The sequence below is a fragment of the Streptomyces sp. NPDC005202 genome (assembly GCF_040608235.1).
Taxonomy (GTDB): Bacteria; Actinomycetota; Actinomycetes; order Streptomycetales; family Streptomycetaceae; genus Streptomyces.
On record NZ_JBEXHW010000003.1, the window covers coordinates 340257 to 360896 of the forward strand.

16 protein-coding genes and 6 pseudogenes are annotated in these 20640 nt (G+C 71.1%); 12 read left to right on the forward strand and 10 right to left on the reverse strand.

Annotated elements, in window-relative coordinates:
• Window positions 1–12 precede the first annotated feature (12 nt).
• The gene (locus ABZV31_RS08260) at window positions 13–789 is read left to right on the forward strand and encodes a GNAT family N-acetyltransferase (protein ID WP_355889791.1); all 777 of its coding nucleotides are present in this window, start codon (window positions 13–15) and stop codon (window positions 787–789) included.
• Between the two features lie 104 nt (window positions 790–893).
• On the opposite strand, the pseudogene ABZV31_RS08265 reads toward ABZV31_RS08260, so the two are convergent.
• Window positions 894–1046: pseudogene (locus tag ABZV31_RS08265) on the reverse strand (WHG domain-containing protein); the annotation flags it as partial.
• A 55-nt stretch (window positions 1047–1101) separates the two neighbouring features.
• On the opposite strand from ABZV31_RS08265, the gene ABZV31_RS08270 reads away from it, so the two are divergent.
• Complete coding sequence (locus ABZV31_RS08270) at window positions 1102–1680, forward strand: hypothetical protein (RefSeq protein ID WP_355889794.1); 579 nt, start codon at window positions 1102–1104, stop codon at window positions 1678–1680.
• Between the two features lie 157 nt (window positions 1681–1837).
• On the opposite strand, the gene ABZV31_RS08275 is transcribed toward ABZV31_RS08270, so the two are convergent.
• Window positions 1838–2104, reverse strand: coding sequence for a GlsB/YeaQ/YmgE family stress response membrane protein (locus ABZV31_RS08275; RefSeq protein WP_355889796.1), 267 nt, complete (start codon window positions 2102–2104; stop codon window positions 1838–1840).
• Window positions 2105–2317: 213 nt separating this feature from the next.
• Here ABZV31_RS08275 and ABZV31_RS08280 point away from each other — a divergent pair, with 213 nt between their 5' ends.
• Window positions 2318–3763, forward strand: coding sequence for a hydrolase (locus ABZV31_RS08280; protein ID WP_355889799.1), 1446 nt, complete (start codon window positions 2318–2320; stop codon window positions 3761–3763).
• 40 nt (window positions 3764–3803) lie between these two features.
• Here the strand turns inward: ABZV31_RS08280 and ABZV31_RS08285 are convergent, their stop codons facing one another.
• A complete protein-coding gene (locus ABZV31_RS08285) occupies window positions 3804–6530 on the reverse strand; it encodes an exo-beta-D-glucosaminidase (RefSeq protein WP_355889801.1) in 2727 nt (908 codons plus the stop codon).
• 105 nt (window positions 6531–6635) lie between these two features.
• Window positions 6636–7817 carry an ROK family transcriptional regulator gene (locus ABZV31_RS08290; protein WP_355889803.1) on the reverse strand — a complete coding sequence of 394 codons (1182 nt, stop codon included), beginning with the start codon at window positions 7815–7817 and terminating at the stop codon, window positions 6636–6638.
• Window positions 7818–8462: 645 nt separating this feature from the next.
• Here ABZV31_RS08290 and ABZV31_RS08295 point away from each other — a divergent pair.
• Window positions 8463–9230, forward strand: a complete 768-nt coding sequence (locus tag ABZV31_RS08295; protein ID WP_355889805.1) for a metalloregulator ArsR/SmtB family transcription factor — start codon at window positions 8463–8465, stop codon at window positions 9228–9230.
• 77 nt (window positions 9231–9307) lie between these two features.
• Here ABZV31_RS08295 and ABZV31_RS08300 read toward each other — a convergent pair whose 3' ends face one another.
• Both ABZV31_RS08300 and ABZV31_RS08305 read right to left on the reverse strand, forming a co-directional pair.
• Window positions 9308–9442, reverse strand: coding sequence for an SPW repeat protein (locus ABZV31_RS08300; RefSeq protein ID WP_355889808.1), 135 nt, complete (start codon window positions 9440–9442; stop codon window positions 9308–9310).
• A 17-nt stretch (window positions 9443–9459) separates the two neighbouring features.
• Window positions 9460–9663: pseudogene (locus ABZV31_RS08305) on the reverse strand (FAD-binding domain-containing protein); the annotation flags it as partial.
• A 72-nt stretch (window positions 9664–9735) separates the two neighbouring features.
• Here ABZV31_RS08305 and ABZV31_RS08310 point away from each other — a divergent pair.
• Together ABZV31_RS08310 and ABZV31_RS08315 are read left to right on the forward strand one after the other, a co-directional pair.
• Complete coding sequence (locus ABZV31_RS08310; protein WP_355889810.1) at window positions 9736–10311, forward strand: IS607 family transposase; 576 nt, start codon at window positions 9736–9738, stop codon at window positions 10309–10311.
• Window positions 10304–10645 (forward strand): annotated as a pseudogene (locus tag ABZV31_RS08315) (IS200/IS605 family accessory protein TnpB-related protein); the annotation flags it as partial. The gene ABZV31_RS08310 and the pseudogene ABZV31_RS08315, both read left to right, overlap by 8 nt.
• Here the strand turns inward: ABZV31_RS08315 and ABZV31_RS08320 are convergent.
• The 3 genes and pseudogenes from ABZV31_RS08320 to ABZV31_RS08330 form a co-directional block, all read right to left on the reverse strand.
• Window positions 10645–11058: pseudogene (locus ABZV31_RS08320) on the reverse strand (deoxyribodipyrimidine photo-lyase); the annotation flags it as partial. The pseudogenes ABZV31_RS08315 and ABZV31_RS08320 sit on opposite strands and share 1 nt — an antisense overlap.
• A 73-nt stretch (window positions 11059–11131) precedes the next feature.
• Complete coding sequence (locus tag ABZV31_RS08325) at window positions 11132–12664, reverse strand: SDR family oxidoreductase (RefSeq protein WP_355889813.1); 1533 nt, start codon at window positions 12662–12664, stop codon at window positions 11132–11134.
• A gap of 190 nt (window positions 12665–12854) precedes the next feature.
• A pseudogene (locus tag ABZV31_RS08330) lies at window positions 12855–13763 on the reverse strand (LysR family transcriptional regulator); the annotation flags it as partial.
• Window positions 13764–13906: 143 nt separating this feature from the next.
• Between ABZV31_RS08330 and ABZV31_RS08335 the strand changes: the two are divergent.
• The 6 genes and pseudogenes from ABZV31_RS08335 to ABZV31_RS08360 all read left to right on the forward strand — a co-directional run bounded on the left by ABZV31_RS08335 (window position 13907) and on the right by ABZV31_RS08360 (window position 19529).
• Window positions 13907–13984 (forward strand): putative leader peptide, encoded by a 78-nt coding sequence (locus tag ABZV31_RS08335; RefSeq protein ID WP_351520955.1) that lies wholly within the window; start codon window positions 13907–13909, stop codon window positions 13982–13984.
• A 156-nt stretch (window positions 13985–14140) separates the two neighbouring features.
• Entirely contained in the window at window positions 14141–15262 is a 1122-nt protein-coding gene (gene sfnG, locus ABZV31_RS08340) for a dimethylsulfone monooxygenase SfnG (protein ID WP_355889816.1), read from the forward strand.
• Window positions 15263–15307: 45 nt separating this feature from the next.
• Window positions 15308–16520 (forward strand): annotated as a pseudogene (locus tag ABZV31_RS08345) (acyl-CoA dehydrogenase family protein).
• Window positions 16521–16576: 56 nt separating this feature from the next.
• Window positions 16577–17131 (forward strand): NADPH-dependent FMN reductase, encoded by a 555-nt coding sequence (gene ssuE, locus ABZV31_RS08350; protein ID WP_355889818.1) that lies wholly within the window; start codon window positions 16577–16579, stop codon window positions 17129–17131.
• Window positions 17132–17136: 5 nt separating this feature from the next.
• A complete protein-coding gene (locus ABZV31_RS08355; RefSeq protein WP_355889821.1) occupies window positions 17137–18321 on the forward strand; it encodes an SfnB family sulfur acquisition oxidoreductase in 1185 nt (394 codons plus the stop codon).
• Between the two features lie 26 nt (window positions 18322–18347).
• The gene (locus tag ABZV31_RS08360) at window positions 18348–19529 is read left to right on the forward strand and encodes an LLM class flavin-dependent oxidoreductase (protein WP_355889823.1); all 1182 of its coding nucleotides are present in this window, start codon (window positions 18348–18350) and stop codon (window positions 19527–19529) included.
• A gap of 3 nt (window positions 19530–19532) precedes the next feature.
• Here the strand turns inward: ABZV31_RS08360 and ABZV31_RS08365 are convergent, their stop codons facing one another.
• The gene (locus tag ABZV31_RS08365) at window positions 19533–20582 is read right to left on the reverse strand and encodes an acyl-CoA dehydrogenase family protein (protein WP_355889826.1); all 1050 of its coding nucleotides are present in this window, start codon (window positions 20580–20582) and stop codon (window positions 19533–19535) included.
• Between the last annotated feature and the right edge of the window lie 58 nt (window positions 20583–20640).

Below are 20640 nucleotides of genomic sequence, written 5' to 3' on the forward strand. Positions count from 1 at the left end.
TGGAGTGGGCGCGTGGATCACGCCGTGGTACTCGCCCTCTACGACCGGGACATGCGCGCAGGCGCGCGGCCGGACGGCCCAGGTGTCCGCGTCGAGCGAGCCGGAAGCGTGGTGCGCCAAGTCGGCTCCGAACAGGACTGGAACGGCATCCTGTGGTCCGGCCTGGACGAGGCCGATGCGGACGCGGCGATCGCCGAGCAGATCACGTACTTCACCGGTCTCCGCCGCACCTTCGAGTGGAAGCTGTACGGGCACGACCTGCCCGTGGACCTCGAGCAGCGGCTGCGGGCCGCCGGGTTCGCCGCGGAGCGCGAGGAGACGCTGATGGCAGGCGAGGTCGCTGTCCTGAACCTCGACGCCGAGCCACCCGAGGGCGTGCGCCTGGTGACTGTCACCGATGCGGCGGGCGTCGACCTCGTGACCGGCGTGCACGAGAAGGCGTTCGGCACGGACGGCTCACGACTGCGGCACCGACTGCTCGCCCGGCTCGCGGCCGACCCGGACACGGTCGTCGCCGTCGTCGCCCTCGCGGGCGGGGTACCGGTGAGCGCGGCCCGGATGGAACTCGCGCCCGGGACGAGGTTCGCGGGCCTGTGGGGCGGCGGCACCGTCGAGGGCTGGCGGGGCCGCGGCATCTATCGCGCCCTGGTGGCCCACCGCGCCCGCTTCGCCGCGGACCGCGGCTACCGCTACCTCCAGGTCGACGCCTCCGGCCAGAGCCGTCCCATCCTCGAACGCCTCGGCTTCGCGCCGCTGACCACGACGACGCCGTACGTGTACGAGCCATAGCCGACGCCCCCCGATCGGCCGCCGTCGCCAAGGCTCGTACACCGCCGCGCCGCCAAGGCCCGTACGCGCGGGGCGTCGTGGCCGCACCCCTGCCACCCTGCCGCTCAGTCCAGGGCGAACGCGTCCGCCAGCGAGTCGATCTGCGCCGTGAGCAGGGTGCCCCCGTCGTGGCCCATGCCCTCGAACTGGCCGGAGACCTCCAGACCGACCGCGCCATGCAGATGCGCCCAGGCGAGCACGGCCCCGGCCAGGGCGGTCCCCTCGGCTCCCGCGGGCACCTGCCCGCGGGCCCACTCGGCGACCGCCGCGTCCGTGGTTTTCGGCTACGGCTATGGGGACCACGGCGACCGCCCGGTCATCGAGGACGACTCCTTCGGCCCGCACGGCACCACGCCGGAGCTGGAGAAGCACCTCGCGGGCATGCGCATCAAGGAGCAACTCACCTTCGGCACACCCGGTCTGGCGGGCGTCGCACTCCGCTTCGGCCTGTTCTACGGCCCCGGCGGAACCGATGCGCTCCTGCCCCAGTTGCGCAAGCGGCAGTTGCCCGCACCCCGCGACCACGGCCGTGTTCTGCCCTGGGTGGAACTCACCGACGCCGCGCGGGCGGTGGTCGCCGCCGTGGAACGCGGTCGGGCCGGTCAGGCGTACAACATCGCCGAACGTGCACCGCTGGGCTTCCGCGCCCACCTCCTGTGCGTCGCGGAGGAGTTCGGGCTGCCGAAGCCGATGACCCTACCGCTGTGGCTGATGAAGCCGATGGCGTACGCGTACGCGATCACGACGACGAACCTGCGGGTGTCCACGGCCAAGGCGGAACGGGAGCTGGGCTGGACCCCCGTCCACCCGTCCAGCCGCGACGGCCTCGCCGCCCCGCGGGCCACTCGGTGAACGCCCGGCGCGGTGAACGCCCGAGGTGAACGCCCGGCGCGGGCCGACCGGACCGAGTCGAGGAGGACCGGTCGGCCCGCGGCAGGCGCCGCGGCCCCTCGCCCGGCGTCCGCCGTCGCGGTCCTCGCTCCCGTTCGCCGCCGCGTACGGCCGCGGTTCAGCGGTGTGCCGTCTTCGCCCGGTCCAGCGCGGCAACGCCCATCGCGGCGAGGCCGATCTGGATGAGCCACTCGATCCAGTCCACGCCCTTGGTGTCGGCGACGCCGAGTCCGGAGGCGATCGCCGCGCCGATCAGCGCGGCCACGATGCCGACGACGATCGTCCACAGAATGCCGATGTGCTGGCGACCGGGAACGACGAGCCGTCCCAGGACGCCGATGATGACGCCGATGACGATGGCACTGATGATGCCCGTGATCTCCATGTCCGCCCCTCTTTGTCGTGACCCCCGCTCTGTTCATGTGCCCGCTGGATCCGGAGGCACGCCGGTCCGGTTATTGCCGGGACTTTCTGTTCACCGCCCCGTTATGCCATGTACCTTTCAATCAATCGACGCGTGTAGAACACTCAAACCTGCTCTACGCGCGCAGATTTGGCGCCCGCATCGCCCCCTTTCCCCACGTGGAGGTTCGTTCGGATGCTCGGATCCAGAAGATCCCGCCGCAGACTCACCACCGTCCTGGCCGGACTCGGGCTGCTCATCACCTCAGCCGCCCTGCAGGTCTCCACCAGCGCCACGCCGGCCCACGCGGCCACCACGCACCGCATCCTGTTCGACAACGCCCACGCCGAGACCGCCGGCAACGCCGACTGGATCATCTCCACCAGCCAGCCCGACCCGCTCGGCCAGGACTCCTCCCCGTCCGCCGAGACGGACTGGACCGGCGCGCTCTCCTCCTGGGGCGTGGCCCTGCAGAAGACCGGCAGTTACAGCCTCAAGACCCTGCCGTCGGGCTCCAGCCTCTCCTACGGCGGCTCCTCGTCGACCGACCTGTCGAACTTCGACACGCTGGTCCTCCCGGAGCCGAACACCCTCTTCACCAGCGCCGAAAAGACGGCGATCATGAACTTCGTCAAGAACGGCGGCGGCCTGTTCATGATCTCCGATCACACCGGCGCCGACCGCAACAACGACGGTGAGGACGCGGTCGAGATCCTCAATGACCTGATGAGCAACAACAGCGTCGACTCCACCGACCCGTTCGGCTTCTCCATCGACTCGCTCGACGTCAGCTCCGGCTACCCGGCCGCGATCAGCGACAGCAGCGACCCCGTGCTGCACGGCTCCTTCGGCACCGTCACCAAGAGCCTGATCGCCGACGGCACGACGGCCACCCTCAAGCCGTCCGACAACTCCTCCGTCAAGGGCCTGGTCTACCGCAGCGGCTACTCCGGCAACACCGGCGCCTTCTTCGTCACCAGCACCTTCGGCAGTGGCCGCGTCGCCTTCTGGGGCGACAGCTCGCCCGTCGACGACGGCACCGGCCAGTCCGGCAACACCCTCTACGACGGCTGGAACGACTCCGGCGCCACCAACGCGCCCCTCGCCCTCAACGCCACCGCCTGGCTGGCCGGTTCGGGCAGCAGCGGCGGCGGGGGCTCCGGCAGCTGCACCGCCGCCCAGCTCCTCGGCAACAGCGGCTTCGAGTCCGGCAATACGACCTGGAGCGCCACGAGCGGCGTCATCACCAACGACTCCCGAGAGGCGGCCCGCACCGGCGCCTACAAAGCCTGGCTGAACGGCTACGGTTCCGCCCACACCGACACGCTCGCGCAGTCCGTGACCATTCCGTCCGGGTGCACGACGGCCACGCTCAGCTTCCACCTCCACGTCGACACGGCCGAGACGACCACCACCACGGCGTACGACACCCTCAAGGCGCAGGTCCTGAGCAGCAGCGGAACGGTGCTGTCCACACTGGCGACCTACTCCAACCTGACTGCCGCGAGCGGGTACACGCAGCGCAGCTTCAACCTGGCGAGCTACGCCGGTCAGACGGTGACGATCAGGTTCACCGGCACCGAAGGCTCCACGCTCCAGACGTCGTTCGTGATCGACGACACGGCGCTCAACGTGAGCTGACGCCCTGGGGGTGGGCCTGCCGGGCCCACCCCCCTTCTTTTCAGCCGGCCGGGACCGTCCGCTCCTGCGTGTTCCATCCGGCGATCCGCAGTTGCGGCGCCGACCCGTGCAGATCCGCCGTGCGGTAGGTGGCGGTCAGGGTGACCGACTCGCCCGGCCAGAGGCTGACCTGGTTGTCCGACCACTGAACGGGCAGCACGGGCCTGCCCTTCGCGTCGACGAGGTGGACGTCCGTGAGCAGCGACGGCGTCTTCCCGCTCCCCGAGTTGCGCACCGTCACCGTCGTGGTCGACGTGCCGTCCGACGACGCCGTCGACGCCGTCGCCGACACCGGCACCTGCGCCATGGAGCTCAGCCCCGTCAGGTCGGCGTAGCTCGTCGTCGGCGTGTAGTACCAGTCGGTGTTGTCCCAGTCGAGGGTGTCCGGCCTGGTGGAGAGCCAGTAGACGTTCCGGCTCACCTGCCTGCCCGCAGCGTCGGTGAGGTCCAGGCGCAGCAGGTACGTGGTCGACAGCCCGCTCACCGACGAGGGCAGCGTGAGTGCGGTGCTGTGCGCGCCGTCGCCGTTCACGCTCACGCCGGTCACGGTCCTGTCGTACTTCTGGGTGCCGTCGGGGTTGAACAGCGTGGCCCGTACGGTCAGCCCTGAGGCAGCCTGGTGCCGGTTGTCGACCACGACCACCGAGCGGTCGTCGTACGAGTACTGCACGTGCAACGGTTCGTTCGCCTTCTTGGCCCCGAAGTAGGCGCCGCTCTGGTCGAGGTAACGGTCCATCAGCTGCCAGTGCAGGGAGGTCCAGCCGCTGTTGAACATCCAGTAGACGACTCCGGTCGAGGGCTTCGAGGAGTCGGTCGCGTTGCGCTCGTACGCCTCGTACTGGGCGCGGACGTTCTCGTACTGCGCGAGCTGTGCCTTGCGCACGTAGTCGGTGAGGCCGGTGGGGGCGCCGTAGCGGCCGGTGAGGGCGTTGTCGTAGATCTTGAGCGTGCCGAAGGTCGACGACGGCGAGCGGTGGTACTGCTTCGCGCTCGGGTCCTTCCAGAGCGTGTCGAGCTCGGCCGGGGTCATCATGCGCCGCAGGGTGTCGAGTGTCGGGATGTCGGGGCCCGCGCCGGTCTCGGAGTTGAAGCCGGTGGCGCCGCCCTCGCGCTTGGCGTACCAGTAGTCCGGCGGGATCCAGTCGTACGGGCCCGTCATCTTCATGCCCGAACTGCCCAGCTGGAGCGAGGACTTGTCGGACGCGGCGGCGACGACCGGGGTCGGCCAGTCGGCGGCCTTCAGGGCGTCGAGGTAGTTCTTCTCGATCGTGGCGTCGGGTGCGAAGTCGCTGCCGATGAGGAAGGAGATCACGCTGGGGTGGTCGCGCAGCCGGGCGGCCTCGGCGGCCATCGAGGCCTTGGCGACCGGGTGGTCGGCGGCGGTCCACTTCTCGCCGGTCTCGCCGCCGTTGACGTTGCCCTCCCACTTGTCGCAGCACTCCCAGCCCGGCAGCGTGAGGATGCCGTACCGGTCGGCGAGGTCGAAGAACTCGTCCGGTTCGAGGTGCCCCTCCAGACGGATCGTGTTCAGACCCAGGTCGAGGGCGTACTTCAGCCGGTCCTCGACGTACGTCCGGTCCCAGCGCAGGAACTCGTCCGGCGACCAGCCGCCGCCCTTGATCAGGAGCCTGCGGCCGTTGACGCGGTACTGGCGGGCGCCGTCCGCGTTCAGGGGCGCCTGGACGTCGCGGATGCCGAAGGTCTCGTGCGCGGTGTCCGACACCGTGCCGGAGACGGACGCGGTGAGGTCCAGGGCGTACAGGGGCTGACTGCCCATGCCCGCGGGCCACCACACCCGCGGCGCGGCCAGGTGCAGGCCGGGGACGTCGGCGGGGGTGAAGGTGACGGTCCTCGTCTCGTGCGCGGCGAGGGTGAGGGTCTTCTCGAACGTTGTCGCGCCGACGCTCCCGGAGACCGTGGTGGTCACCGGCGCACCGGAGTCGTTGCGGGCCTGCGCCTTGACCGTCAGGTCGGCCGAGGCCAGCGAGGGGACGTCCAGCCGGGTCACCACGTGCGCGTCGCGCAGGGCGACCGGGCCGCCGCGGCGGACCAGGACGTCGCGGACGATGCCCATGTTCTGGTCGGGCGGCGGCTGGAGCCAGTCGATCCAGCCCATGGTGAGGTTCTTGGTCGGGTCGTTGGGCTGGACGCGGAAGGCGACGGTGTTCGTACCGGACCGGACGAGCGAGGTGACGTCCAGCTCGTGCCGCGTGTAGGCGCCGGTGACGTCCTTCGTCGTGGCGACCTGTTTGCCGTTGACATGGACGTCGGCCGCCGAGATCACGCCGCTGAAGTCTAGGTACGTGCGCTCGGAGGTGCCGGCGACCGTGAAGTCGGCGCGGTACCACCACGGGACCTGGAAGTCGGCCTTGGGGATCTTCTGCTGATTGGTCGAGTGGAACGGGTCGGCGTAGACGCCGTTCGCGAGCAGGGCCGCGAGGACGGTGGAGCGGGGGCCGGCCGGGTACCAGCCGGTCGCCGGATAGCCGGGGGAGGAGACGGCGGACGCCGGGTCGGAGACCTTGGCCGTCGACTGGACGGTGTAGCCGGACAGGGCGGTGGCGCTGCCCGGCGCCGAGGAGACCTGGGTGATCCGGGTGATCCGGGTGTGTGGGGCGGCCCGGTTGCTGTGGGTCCCGGCCCAGGCGCTGATCGGCAGCGAACCGAGCAGGCTCAGGGCGACGCCGGCCGTGGCGAGACGGCGTCCGGTGTCGGGGCGGTGGAACACTGGGGGTCTCCAGCCTCTTCGTAAAGTTAGGAAACTTTACTAACTCGCCTCACGCTAGGGCGCGGAGTGGGTCGTGTCAATCACCATTGCCGTTGGCCGAGTTGGTCAGGACGCGGCCGTCCGGCGCTCGAACACCACGTCCCGCGCCGTGCCCAGGGCCGTGGCCACCGCGCCCAGCAGCACCGCGTCCTCGCCGAGCCGGCTGGGTACCACCTTCGGCCGCAGGGGAGTGAGGGTCCGAAGGTGGTCGCGTATGGGCCGCAGCAGCAGATCGACGCTGTGGCCCACCCCGCCGCCGAGGACCACGAGATCCGGGTCGAGCACGGCCGCGGCCGCCGCCACCGTGTGCGCTATCCGCTCGCCCTCCAGCTGGACGGCCTGGACCGCGGCTGCGTTTCCCTGCCGGGCCGCGTCGAACACGGCCTTCGCGGTGAGCTGCCCGTCCATCCCGAACCGGCGCGCCGCCTCGACCACGGCCACCCCCGACACCGCGTCCTCCAGCCCCGGCTTCTGCTGCCCCGGCCACGGCAGGAAGCCGATCTCCCCGGCCAGGCCGTGCGCCCCCGTGAACAGCCGCCCCTCGCTGACCACGCCCATGCCGAGTCCGGTGCCGATCAGGATGTACGCGAACAGCCGGCTCCCCGCGCCGACGCCGTACGTGTACTCGCCGAGCGCTGCGAGATTGGCGTCGTTGTGCACCTCCAGCGGGACGCCGAGTTCCTCCCGCATCCGGTCGAAGAGCCCGGCACGCCCCCAGCCCGGCAGATGCATCGCGTAGCGCACCCGCCGCTGCTTCTCGTCGTACACGCCGGGAGTGCCCACCACCGCGTGCACCACCTCGTCCGGGTCCACGCCGGACCCGGCGACCACCTGCCGGGCCGTCGTGACCACCAGGTCGGCCATCGCGCCGGAGCTGCGGGCCCGGTTGCGCACGTCGGACCGGGCGACGACGCTGCCGTCCAGGTCGGCGACCGCCACCCGCAGCCAGCTGCGGCCGACATCGACGCCGAGGGCGTAACCGGCCGCCGGATCGGGGGCGTACAGGACGGCGGTGCGGCCACGCTCGGGCGCGTGGGTACCCACCTCGTGGACGAGTCCCGCCGCTTCCAGGGAGGCGAGCGCGCTGGAGACGGTCGGTTTGGACAGGCCGGTCTCCCGGGCCAGCTGGGCGCGCGACGCGGCACCGGCGGCGCGCAGCCGGTCCAGGAGCAACCGCTCGTTGGTGCTGCGCAGCCGGCGGCGGTTCCAGGGCTGTTCTGGCCGGTCCATGGCGTCGCTGGCGGGCATCGCACCATTCTCACGCATCCGGGGAGGCCTCTTGACGCATCAAGTAAGGCTCCTTAACTTTATCGGCCAGTCAGCCTCGCCGGGCGAGCCGAGGGGAGCCAAGGGGAGCCCAGCGTCGGCCGGATACCCGCCGCCCTTGAACCGCTGGCCGCCGACCGGGCGGTGGCCGGTACGCCGTACCCCTCCCCGCGCCTTGCTTCAGGAGTGCCCATGTCCGGTAGCCCGTCACCCACCGGTGGCCGGACGTGCCGCCGGACGTGTGGATCTCGTTCCGCGTCGACCCGAGGGCAGTCGGCCCGAGGGCAGTCGGCCCGGAGGCAGTCGGCCCGGAGGCAGTCGGCCCGGAGGCAGTCGGCCCGGAGGCAGGTGAGAGTCGTGACTCCACGGCGGGGCGGTCAACGAGGTGGTCCGCGTCGACTCGACCGTCCGGTGTACGCCGGCACACAGGTCGCCGTGACGCTCGAAGAGCGGACCGCGGCCCGTGCCGACACGAGTCTCGTCCCGATCGCGTCGGCGGGAACTGGGCGCCTGCCTGCGCTGACGCGCCGTTCGTCGGCTGCCCTTCGACATCCCGGCATCCACTTGCCTGACATGCAGGTAATTGCCTGCATAACTTTGAGTGTGCAATCAGACCGCGACTCAGGGATGGACAAGGTCTTCAAGGCGCTCGCCGACGAGACCCGCAGACGGCTTCTGGACCGGCTGCACGAGCACAACGGGCAGACGCTGGGAGAGCTGTGCGCGCGCATCGACATGAGGCGCCAGTCGGTGACCCAGCACCTCGCCGTCCTGGAGGCCGCGAACCTGGTCAGCACGGTGCGGCGGGGGCGGGAGAAGCTGCACTACCTCAACCCGGTCCCGCTCCACGAGATCCAGGAGCGGTGGATCGACAAGTTCGAGCGCCCGCGCCTTCGCGCGCTCGGCGCCCTGAAGCGACGAGCCGAGGAAACCATGACCGACAAGCCGACCTTCGTGTACGTCATCTACATCGAGAGCACACCCGAAAAGGTCTGGGACGCGCTGACCGACGCCGACCTGACCGCCGCCTACTGGGGCCACAGCAACGTCTCGGACTGGAAGCCCGGCTCCCGTTGGGAGCACGTCCGCACGGACGGCTCCGGCATCGCCGACGTGGTGGGCAGCGTCGTGGAGGCCGAGCGCCCGACCCGCCTGGTGACCACCTGGGCCGCGCCGGAGAACGAGGACCAGGAGGACAGGCACTCCCGGGTCACCTTCGACATCCAGCCGCACGGCGACATCGTGCGCCTCACCGTCACCCACGAGGACCTCAACAACGAGGGAGAACTCGCCGACGTGTCGGGCGGCTGGCCGGCGGTCCTGTCCAACCTCAAGTCCCTCATCGAGACCGGCAGTCCGCTCCCGCAGGAGCCGTGGCTGGTGCCGGGCCGCTGACGCGGCGGGGCCGGTCCGCCGCGAGCGGACCGGCCGCCATCTCTCCTTCCGGGGGCTACCAGGGGGCTGCCGGAGGGCTACGGCCTGGGGGCGCTCTTCGCCGCCGTAGCGGCGCACATGGCCGAGCCGAGGCCGTACAAGCGTGCCGGGGCAGTGGTGAACCCGAGGGCCAGCAGGCCTATCGCGATCCCCATGATCAGGTTGTGGGTCACGTCAGGCGCGGGCCTTCTCAGGCGCGGGCCCGGGCCTGCCTGAAGCGCGTGAGTCCTTCGGCGAGGTCCACGATCGGGTCCGGGTGGGCGACGGCCGCGTGGTCCCGCCCCCGGAGCTTCCAGGGCTCGTGCACGGCCGGCCCTTCCAGCCCGGCGAGTTCGGGCACCCAGCGCCGCACGTACGCCCCGTCGGGGTCGTACCGTCTGGCCTGGGTGACGGGGTAATTAACTGTTCGCCTTCGAGGTCGTTTGAGTGAGCGTGACTTCGATGGGGTGAGCATCGTTGTGAGGGTGTGAAGCTGACGGAGTGGGCGAGAGCGCAGGGTGTGCATCCGCAGACCGCGTATCGCTGGTTTCGTGAGGGCATCTTGCCGGTACCCGCGCAGCGGGTTGGGCCACGCATGATCCTGGTGAACGTTGAGGCCAACGCGGCGGCTGAGGCTGTCGGTGGTGTGGGCCTGTATGCCCGGGTCTCCTCCCGTGATCAGAAAGCGGACCTGGAACGCCAGATTGCCCGGCTGTCCACGTGGGCGTCCAGGGCCGGCCACCGCGTCGTCCGGGTTGAGGCCGAGACCGGTTCGGGGATGAACGGGGCGCGTGCCAAGGCCCGGCGTTTGCTGGCCGATCCCGAGGTGACCACGGTCGTGGTGGAGCACCGGGACCGGCTTGGCCGGATGAACACCGAACTGGTCGAGGCGGCTTTGGAAGCGTCCGGGCGCCGGCTTGCCGTGCTGGACGATGGCGAGGTCGAAGACGATCTGGTCCCAGACATGGTGGAGGTGCTGGCCTCGTTCTGTGCCCGCTTGTACGGGCGCAGGTCGGCGAAGAACCGTGCCCGCAAGGCGCTGGAGGCAGCCGAGCGTGGCTGATCTCCGCCCGATCGCCTTGTCGTTCGTGGCTCTCGGGCCGTCCGGTGTGGCGATACGCACCCGCCTGGGGCACCTCACGGCCGAGGATGAGACGGTGCTGCGGCTGGTGGGCGCGCATCTGGGGTCGCTGGCCTCGAAGGACCTCGCAGCCCGGTGCCGTGACGGTCTGGAGCATTCCACGGACACCTGGGCGGTCCGCAAGCGGGAGCTGACTGCGGTGTCGTCGTCGCGCTGGGCCGGGGCGATCACCAAGGCGTCTCATGATCAGTGGGCGCTGGCCCGCCGCTGTCAGCTGGCGCACCTCCGTCGCCTGGAAGCGGGCATCCGGACCATCACCGCGTCGTGCACGTGCAGCCGGCGCCCCTCCGCCTCCAGGGGGCGACCCGCATCCGCTCCTCACGCCGGTGGGCGTACGCGCTGACGTCGGCCCCGATGTGGAGCGCTGACGTCGGCCCCGATGTGGACCTCGTCGGCGTCCGCCTCGGCGGCCACCGCGCAGACCTGCACGACCACGTCGCCGGACCGCACGACGAGCCGGCCGCCGCACCGGCGCAGACCCGCGTCCAGGTCCCGCAGACAGTCGGCCAGGAACGCCAGACGGTTCGCAGTGGCGAATCCGGCCTCGTCCACGGCCCGGTCCCGTACGAACAGGGGCACCACGTGACGGGAGCCGTCGAGGGCGGCCCGCAGCGGCGGGTGGTCGTGCAGGCGCAGGTCGGCGGTGAACAGGACGACCGAGACGTTCATGGTGCGCACTCCGGGCGAGAGGAACGGTGACCGTGATCTGCTTCCGGCCCGGGTGACCCGAGAGATGCGCGCGTCAACGGGAGGGCGCGCGCTCCCTCACCCGGGTGGGTGGGGCCGCCCTGGCCGCGGCCTGCGCGATGTTGCGCGCCATGCCGCCGAAGACAACGGCGTGGAAGGGGGAGATGCTCCACCAGTAGGCGTGGCCCAGCAGCCCGTGCGGGTGGAACAGCGCGCGCTGGCGGTACCGGGTGCGGCCGTCGTCGTCCGCGGCGGCGTACATCTCCAGCCAGGCCAGGCCGGGCAGCCGCATCTCGGCCCGCAGCCGTAGCAGCCGGCCTGGTTGGATCTCCTCGACCCGCCAGAAGTCCAGGGAGTCGCCCACCCGGAGCCGCTCGGCGTCACGACGTCCACGGCGCAGGCCGACCCCACCGACCAGCCGGTCCAGCCAGCCGCGCAGCGCCCAGGCGAGTGGGAAGGAGTACCAGCCGTTGTCGCCGCCGATGCCCTCGATGACCCGCCACAAGACCTCCCGCGGGGCGTCGACGGGCAGTTCCCGGTGGTCCGTGTAGAGACTGCCCCCGGCCCAGTCGGGATCGGTGGGCAGCGGATCGCTGGGTGCTCCGGGCACCGAGGCGGAGGACCAGCGGGTCGTGACCCGGGCGTCACGGACCCGCTGCAGGGCGAGCCGGACCGCCTGATCGTAGCCGATGGGGTGGCCGGGCGGGTCCGGTACGTACCGGGCGAGGTCGTGCTCATGGCACACGACCTCGTGCCGCAGCGACTCGGCGAGCGGCCGCGCGAGGGACGCCGGCACAGGGGTCACGAGGCCGACCCAGAGACTGGACAACCCGGGAGTGAGCACCGGAACGGGGACGATGACCCGGCGCGGAAGACCCGCGGCCGCCGCGTAACCGACCATCATGTCCCGGTACGTCACGACGTCCGGCCCACCGATGTCGAAGGCGCGGTTGACCTCGCGCGGCATGCGCGCGCTGCCGACGAGGAGGCGCAGCACGTCCCGCACCGCGATGGGCTGGATCCGGGTGCGCACCCAGCTCGGAGTGATCATCACGGGTAGGCGTTCGGTGAGGTAGCGCAGCATCTCGAAGGAGACGGAGCCGGAGCCGATGATGACTGCGGCCCGCAGGACGGTGGTGGGCACGCCCGAGTCCAGCAGGATGCGGCCGACCTCGGCGCGCGAGCGCAGGTGCGGCGAGAGATCCCGTTCCGGCACGCCCGAGGGCGTGAGGCCGCCGAGGTAGATGATGCGGCGCACGCCCGCCGCCCGGGCCACCTCCCCGAAGATCCGTGCCGCCCTGCGGTCGGTCTCCTCGAAGCCCGTGCCCGTGCCCAGGGCGTGCACCAGGTAGTACGCGACGTCGACATCACGCATGGCTTCGGCGACCGATTCGGCGTCCGTGACGTCCCCGCGCACCACCTCTGCGTCGCCCGCCCACCGGTGGTCACGCAGCTTTTCCGGCGAGCGTGCCAGGCAGCGCACCCGGTGGCCGGCGGCGAGGAGCTCCGGGACCAGCCTGCCGCCGATGTACCCGGTCGCACCGGTCACCAGGCAGCGCAGCGGCTGCTGCGCCTCGTCACCGTTCATCGGCTGCGTCCTTCGTGTCGGCGTCGCGTCCCTTGGTGATGTCTTCCCCGAAACGCCCCTTCCGGATCCGCCCGTCACACCAGGTCACGGCCGAGTGGCGGAGGGTCGCCGCGGGTGGTACATGTCCGCTCCGATCGGGGGCCGGCGGTACGAAGGTGTGGGTGCGTTCCGCCCGGTTCCCGTGCTGAGGCGTGAGCGTTCCGCCCAGCTCCCGTGCCGTGCGTACGAACACCTCGTACAGGGCCTGTGCCGCCTGCGGCACGGACTCCGCCCTGCGGCGCTGCAGCATCAGCAGCACCCGGGTCGCGTCCTCGGTGACCGGCCGGTGGGTGATCAGGCCCTGTCGCTCCAGCGGATCCCCGATGACGCTGAAGTCCGGCAGGACGGTCGCCCCCAGGCCCTCGGCGACCATCAGCTTGCCCATCTCGGCGCCGTCGGTGGAGTACGAGAAGGACGGGACGCGACCGTCCAGCAGCCGGTGGATGTAGCGGTGCATCACATATCCGGAGCGCATGGCGATCAGTGGCTCGGACAGCAGGTCGTCCACCGTCACCGCCGGCCGGGACGCGAGCGGGCTGTCGGGGCGCACGCACACCACCGGACGGCCGCGCAGCAGCTCGGTGGACTCGAAGTCGGCGGGCACGTCGTCCCCCTCCAGGTGGTTGACCAGGCCGAGGTCGCAACCGCCCTCGGACAGCGCCCGCTGGATGTCCGTCTGCTGCGCGCCGACCACCTCGACCTGGGTGACGGGGTGGGAGGCGCGGAAGGACCGCACCACGGGAATGAGCAGCGGCACGGTCGCCGCGTTGACCGTGCCGACGCGCACCATGCGGCTGATGCGGTACTGCTCGCCCGCCGCGGCCCGCAGCCGGTCCACCGCATCCAGCACGCCGACGATGTGCGGCCAGAGCTCCCGGCCCTCCGCGCTCATCGTGGCGCCGGAGCGCTTGCGTTCCAGCAGGTCGACGCCGAGCTCCCGTTCCAGATTCCGCACAGTCTCGCTCAACGCGGGCTGTGACAGGCGAAGTTCCTCGGCGGCCCGGCGCAGCGAGCCGAGCCGGGTGACCGCCGCAATGTATTCCAGCCGTTCTGTCCGCACGACCGCAGACTGTGGCCTTTACGGGGACCGGTTCAAGGGTTTCCCTGTCACACCTTCGTGAAATTCAATGGTCCGCGATACGAGACCGGTCGGGTTTTCCTTGACTGCCGTCACCGGCTGCTGCCACGATCGTCGGCATGAAGATGCGACTGGACCTCACGCGGCGACGCCATGTCGACCTCGCGCGCGTCTCCAGCGCCTCCTGTTGCACCGCGGCCTGATCCTGCTGATCCGCCGCGCCTTCTTCTCCCACGCCGCGCCCGTCGGCTGACGGCTGCGTGTCGTGTATTCCCTTCACCGCATGAATTCAGCGACATCTCACGCTTTTTGAATTCGGCGTCCCCGAAATCCCGAGCAATCCGCAACAGGAGTTCCGCATGCCCGCAGAGCCCGTGAAGTTCGCCTACTGGGTCCCCAACGTCAGCGGGGGACTGGTCACCAGCACCATCCAGCAGCGCACCGACTGGGGATACGACTACAACCGCCAACTCGCCGTGCTCGCCGAGAACAACGGCTTCGAGTACGCGCTCAGCCAGGTCCGCTACATGGCCAGCTACGGCGCCGAGTACCAGCACGAGTCGACCAGCTTCAGCCTCGCTCTCCTCCTGGCCACCCAGCGCCTGAAGGTCATCGCCGCCGTCCACCCGGGCCTGTGGCACCCGGGCGTCCTGGCCAAACTCGGCGCCACCGCCGACCACTTGTCGAACGGCCGCTTCGCCGTCAACGTGGTCAGCGGCTGGTTCAAGGGCGAGTTCACCGCCCTCGGCGAGCCCTGGCTGGAGCACGACGAACGCTACCGCCGCTCGGAGGAGTTCATCCGCGCCCTGCGCACCATCTGGACCGAGGACCATGCCGAACTCGCCGGTGACTTCTACCGGTTGCGCGACTTCTCCCTCAAACCCAAGCCCCTCAACACACCCGAGCGCCCGCACCCGGAGATCTTCCAGGGCGGCAACTCCACCGCCGCACGCCGGATGGCCGGCCGGGTTTCCGACTGGTACTTCTCCAACGGCAAGGACTTCGACGGCGTCGTCGAGCAGATCGCCGACGTCCGCCAGTCCGCCTCGGAAGCCGGGCGCAGGGCCCCGAGGTTCGGCCTCAACGGCTTCCTCATCGCCCGCGACACCGAGGCCGAGGCCCGCGAGACCCTGCGCGAGATCGTCGCCAAGGCCGACACCGAGGCAGTCGAGGGCTTCGGTGCCGCGGTGAAGCAGGCCGGTCAGTCCACCGCCGACGGCAAGGGCATGTGGCAGGACTCCAGCTTCGAGGACCTCGTCCAGTACAACGACGGCTTCCGTACCGGGCTGATCGGCACCCCCGAGCAGATCGCCCAGCGCATTGTCGCCTACAAGAAGCTCGGCGTCGACCTCTTCCTGCTCGGCTTCCTCCACTACCACGAGGAGGTCGAGTACTTCGGCAAGCACGTGCTGCCCCTCGTCCGGGAGCTGGAGGCCCAGCTCCCGGACGACGAGGCCGAGTCCGTCCCCGTGCACGCCTGACCACCCCCCACCTTCGGCACCGCACTGCGAAAGAGGTCATCAAGCATGAGCACCGTCACGCCCACCGACTGGCAGACACGTCCCGCCCCGCAGACCGCCCCGGAGTGGATCGCCCGCGCCGCCGAGGTCGCCGCCGTCCTCGCCACCGACGCCGCCGAACGCGACCGCGCCGGCGCCACCCCGTACGCCGAGGTCCAGCTGCTGAAGGACGCCGGCCTGGTCACCCTGCTCGGCCCCACCGAGCACGGCGGCGGAGGCCAGGACTGGCCCACCGCCTACCGCGTCGTCCGGGAGATCGCCAAGGCCGACGGCTCCATCGGCCAGCTCCTCGGCTACCACTACCTGTGGAACTGGGCCGCCCGCCTGGTCGGCACCCGCGAACAGTGGGAGCAGGTCGAGGCGGAGGCCGCACGCAACCGCTGGTTCTTCGGCGGGGCCGTGAACCCCCGCGACAAGGATGTGGTCGTCACCGAAAACGGCGACGACCTGGTCTTCACCGGACGCAAGTCCTTCTCCACCGGCAGCAAGGTCTCCGACGTCACCGTCCTGGAAGGCGTCTTCGAGGGCACCGACAAGCACGTCTTCGCGATCGTGCCCTCCGACAGCGAGGGGCTGACCTTCCACGACGACTGGGACAACATCGGCCAGCGGCTCACCGAGAGCGGCAGCGTCACCATCGACGGGGTCCGCACGCCGTGGTCCTCGGCGGCCGGGTACGTCGACAAGGGGTTCCAGCCGCGGACCTACAACACCCTCAACGTCCCTACCATCCAACTGGTCTTCGTCAACTTCTACCTCGGCATCGCGGGCGGCGCGCTGGAGACGGCCGCCACCTACACCCGCACCAAGTCGCGGTCCTGGCTGCACGGTGGCCATGAGCGCGCGGTCGACGAGCCGTACGTCATCGACATCTACGGCGACCTCACCGCGAAGCTGTGGGCGGTCGAGGCGCTCGCCGACGCCGTCGCCGCCGAGGGACAGAAGCTGCACGATGACCCCGACGCCGTAACCGAGCAGGCGCGCTGCGAGTTCGAGGTACGGGTGGCCGCGGTGAAGGCCCGCGCCACCGACGTCGCTCTGGAGATCACGAGCCGCATCTTCGAGGTCACCGGAGCCCGCTCCACGGCCACCGCCGAGGGCCTCGACCGCTTCTGGCGCAACGTGCGCAACCCTGCACGACCCCGTCGCCTACAAGCGGCGCGAGGTCGGCCGTTGGGTCCTGGAGGGCGAACTGCCCGAACCCACCTGGTACTCCTGACCGCTCACTCCGGGCGCCCGTCCGTACGGGCGCCCGGGCTCCCAGAAAGAGGACCCATGGCCACCGTTCTGTCCGTCTCCGGCAGCCCCTCCGCCTCCTCCCGCACCAATCGCCTCCTGCGCCATCTGGACCAGCGGCTGACCGCACAGGGCCACGAGGTGATCCCGCTCGACGTCCGTACGATCCCCGCCGAGGCCCTGCTCGGCGCCGACTTCCGGCACCCTGCCATCGTCGAGACGACCGAGTTGTTCGCCCGCGCCGACGGGGTCGTCGTCGGCACCCCCGTGTACAAGGCCTCGTACTCCGGTGTCCTCAAGGCGCTGCTCGACCTGCTGCCGCAGTACGCCCTCACCGGCAAGACGGTGCTGCCGCTCGCCACCGGCGGCACCACCGCCCATGTCCTGGCCATCGACTACGCCCTCCGTCCTGTCCTCAACTCCATGGGAGCGTCGCACATCGTGCAGGGCTGGTTCACCCTCGACCAGGACATCACCGTGCACGAGGACGGCTCCCTGTCCGTCGCGCCGTCCGCCGGCGAGGCGCTGACCCAGGTGGTCGACCAGTTCTCGGCGGCCCTCGGCCGCACCCCCCTCCTGGCCGTGGCGGGCTGAGCACCATGACCGCACATGTGATCGCCGATGACGCCGAGGCCCTCGCCGTCGCCGCGTCGCTCGCCGAGGAGTTCCGCGTCGGCGCCAGTACACGCGACGCCGAACGCAGGTTGCCCCGCGAGGAGTTGGACCGGCTCTCCGCCTCCGGGCTGCTCGCCGTCACCGTGCCCGCCGAGCACGGCGGCGCGGACGTCCGCATGGAGACCCTCGCGGAGATCTTCCGGCTGCTCGGCTCGGCCGACGGCAGCCTCGCCCAGATTCCGCAGAGCCACTTCGTCTACATCAATGTGATCCGCAGTCAGGGGACGGCGGAGCAGCAGAAGTTCTTCTTCGCCGAGCTGCTCGCCGGGCGCCGCTTCGGCAACGCGCAGTCGGAGGCGGGCACCCGGCACGTCCAGGACCTCCGCACCCGCCTGGAGCCACGGCCCGACGGTTCGTACGTCCTCAGCGGCGTCAAGCACTACTCCACCGGCGCCCTCTTCGCCGACTGGATTCCCGTGCTGGCCCGCGCCGAGGACGACCACCTGCACGTCGCCTACGTGCCCCGCGACGCCCCCGGCCTCACGGTCGTCGACGACTGGGACGGCATGGGCCAGCGGACGACCGCCAGCGGCACCGTCCGACTGGAGAACGTCCCGGTGCCCGCCGACCGGGTCCTCCCGCACCACCTCACCTTCCAAGGACCCCAACTCCACGGAGCGGTCGCCCAGTTGCTGCACGCGGCCATCGACACGGGGATCGCCCGGGGAGCGCTGGCGGAGGCCGTCGCGTTCGTACGGACGAAGAGCCGGCCCTGGTTCGAAAGCGGGGCCGAGACCGCGGCCGAGGACCCGCTGCTGATCCAGCGCTTCGGTGAACTCGCCCTCCAGGTACGGGCGTCCGAGGCGCTGCTCCGGGACGCCGCCCGGGCGGTGGACGCGGCCCGCGCCGACCTCACCGACGGCTCGGCGGCCGAGGCTTCCATCGCCGTCGCCGCCGCCAAGGTGCAGGCGGCCCAGGCCGCGGTGGAGGTGGCGGGCGCCCTGTTCGAGGTGTCCGGCACCCGCTCGGCGCTCGACTCCCTCAACCTGCACCGCCACTGGCGCGACGCCCGCACCCACACGCTGCACGACCCGGTGCGCTGGAAGATCCAGCACATCGGCCGGTACGTGCTGAACGGCACCAGGCCGCCCCGCCACGGCCTGCTCTAACGGACACTCGCGATCGGAGACCCCACGTGTCCCTCACCTTCCACTGGTTCCTGCCCACCAATGGCGACAGCCGCCACGTGGTCGGCGGCGGCCACGGCACCCCGGCCACCGCCACCGGACGGGACCGGCCGCCGACGGTCGCCTATCTGACCCAGATCGCGCGCGCGGCCGAGGACCTCGGCTTCGTCGGCGCGCTCACGCCGACCGGCGCCTGGTGCGAGGACGCGTGGCTGACGACCGCGATGGTCAGCCAGAACACCGAGCGCCTGAAGTTCCTGGTGGCCTTCCGGCCCGGCTTCGTCTCGCCGACGCTCGCCGCGCAGATGGCCTCCACCTTCCAGCGGCAGACCGGCGGACGGCTCCTCCTCAACGTCGTCACGGGCGGCGAGAGCCACGAGCAGCGGGCCTACGGCGATTTCCTCGACAAGGACGCCCGGTACCGCCGTACCGGCGAATTCCTGCAGATCGTAAGGCAGTTGTGGGAGGGCAAGACCGTCGACCTGCACGGCGAGCACCTCCGGGTCGAGGACGCGAAGCTGGCCCGGGTGCCCGATCCGGTCCCCGAGGTCTACTTCGGCGGCTCCTCGCCGATCGCCGGCGAGGTCGCGGCCCGGCACGTCGACGTCTACCTCACCTGGGGCGAGCCTCCCGCGCAGGTCGCCGAGAAGATCGCCTGGATCAGGTCGCTGGCCGCGAGGGAGGGCCGCACCCTCCGCTTCGGCATCCGGCTGCACGTCATCACCCGCGACACCTCCGAGCAGGCCTGGGCCGAGGCGAACCGGCTGCTCGACGGCTTCGACGCGGAGACCGTGAGGGCCGTCCAGGCCGGGCTCGCCCGCAGCGAGTCCGAGGGCCAGCAGCGCATGCTCGCGCTGCACGGCGGCGGCCTCCCCCAAGCTCTCGAATCCGCTCGAGCAGGGGGGACCCCCACCGGGCTGGAGATCCACCCCAACCTGTGGGCCGGGATCGGGCTGGTGCGCGGTGGCGCGGGAACCGCCCTGGTCGGCAGCCACGACGAGGTCGCCGAGCGGATCAGGGAGTACCACGCCCTCGGCATCGACGAGTTCGTGCTCTCCGGGTATCCGCACCTGGAGGAGGCGTACTGGTTCGGCGAGGGCGTGCTGCCGCGGCTCGCCGCGCAGGGTCTGTGGCGGCATCCGGCCGGGAAGCAGGACGCCCCTGCGGCACAGGTGCCGTTCGCGAGCTGAGCCTCAGCCGGCCAGATGGCCGAGGTGGGCCCGGCGCACCTCGGCCGTCTGCCCCTGGACCAGCAGGAACATCGCCTCCCGTGCCAGCCGCTGGGCCCGGCTGCCCAGGTCCAGGGACCGGCCGCCCCCGGCCACGATCGCGGCGGTGGTCGCGGCGCGCATCAGGTCGTACGCCCGTATCTTGAGCGCGAGCCGCTCCTCGACGCGCTCGTGCGGCACCGGGTGGTCCCAGAGGGCGTACGCCTGCTCCCGTACCTCGTCGAGGCGGGTGCGCAGGGAACGCGCCGTGTCCGCCGCCTCCGGGGCGCCGTCCAGCAGGGCGAGTGCCGCGTAAGCGACTCCGAAGACGGCCGGGGAGGCGTTGGTGTTGCGAGGCAGGTCGACGAGGGCGAACTTCTCCTGCGGGGTGCGCAGGACGATCGCCTCCTCGGGGAGCCACAGGCCGTCCAGCTCCAGCGACACCGTGCGGGCGGCGGTGAGCGCCGCGAGCCGCATCGGCGACGACGGGCGCAGGCCCGGCTGCTCGCGCGCCTCGCTGAACGCGAACACCACCTCGGCCGTGTCGGTGACCCCGGCCAGCAGCATCACGTCGTTCAGGCCCCAGCCCGTGTACCACGGCACTGTGCCGTCGAAGCGCCAGCCGCCGCGCTCGGACGTGGCCCGCACGGGGATCCGTGGGAAGGCGCGGACGTGCGCGAAGGCGATCCCCGCCAGCAGCTCGCCGGACGCCAGGGGACGCAACAGCCGTTCGCGGACGGGGAGTTCGGACGCCGCCAGCAGCTTCACCGGGGTGTAGTGCTGGGTCACCACGAACCACGTCGAACAGCACGCCCCGGCCAGGATCTCCGCCGTCCGACGGGCCACGGCGCCGGGCGCGGCCGCCCCGCCGTACTCCGCCGGCGCGCTCAGCCCGAGCAGGCCCGACCCTTTGACCGCCTCGATGTGGCTCGTGGGCACCACCCCCTCCCGGTCGACGCGCTCGGCGTTCGGGGCGAGCAGGTCCTGCGCGAGCCGGCGGGCGCGGGTGACGAGGGGGTGCGCTGCGGTGGTCATGAAAAAGATTCTCCCGATGTCGCCGGGCAAGGTGTCGATCCGGGGGTGTGCCGTTCGT

Bases quoted from the DNA above. Each gene is read 5' to 3' on its own strand.
- ABZV31_RS08295 (WP_355889805.1), top strand. From the start codon at position 8,463: ATGGACAAGGTCTTCAAGGCGCTCGCCGACGAGACCCGCAGACGGCTT.
- ABZV31_RS08325 (WP_355889813.1), bottom strand. From the start codon at position 12,664: ATGAACGGTGACGAGGCGCAGCAGCCGCTGCGCTGCCTGGTGACCGGT.
- ABZV31_RS08275 (WP_355889796.1), bottom strand. From the start codon at position 2,104: ATGGAGATCACGGGCATCATCAGTGCCATCGTCATCGGCGTCATCATC.
- ssuE (WP_355889818.1), top strand. From the start codon at position 16,577: ATGGCCACCGTTCTGTCCGTCTCCGGCAGCCCCTCCGCCTCCTCCCGC.
- ABZV31_RS08290 (WP_355889803.1), bottom strand. From the start codon at position 7,817: ATGCCCGCCAGCGACGCCATGGACCGGCCAGAACAGCCCTGGAACCGC.
- ABZV31_RS08335 (WP_351520955.1), top strand. From the start codon at position 13,907: ATGCGACTGGACCTCACGCGGCGACGCCATGTCGACCTCGCGCGCGTC.
- ABZV31_RS08280 (WP_355889799.1), top strand. From the start codon at position 2,318: ATGCTCGGATCCAGAAGATCCCGCCGCAGACTCACCACCGTCCTGGCC.
- sfnG (WP_355889816.1), top strand. From the start codon at position 14,141: ATGCCCGCAGAGCCCGTGAAGTTCGCCTACTGGGTCCCCAACGTCAGC.
- ABZV31_RS08365 (WP_355889826.1), bottom strand. From the start codon at position 20,582: ATGACCACCGCAGCGCACCCCCTCGTCACCCGCGCCCGCCGGCTCGCG.
- ABZV31_RS08355 (WP_355889821.1), top strand. From the start codon at position 17,137: ATGACCGCACATGTGATCGCCGATGACGCCGAGGCCCTCGCCGTCGCC.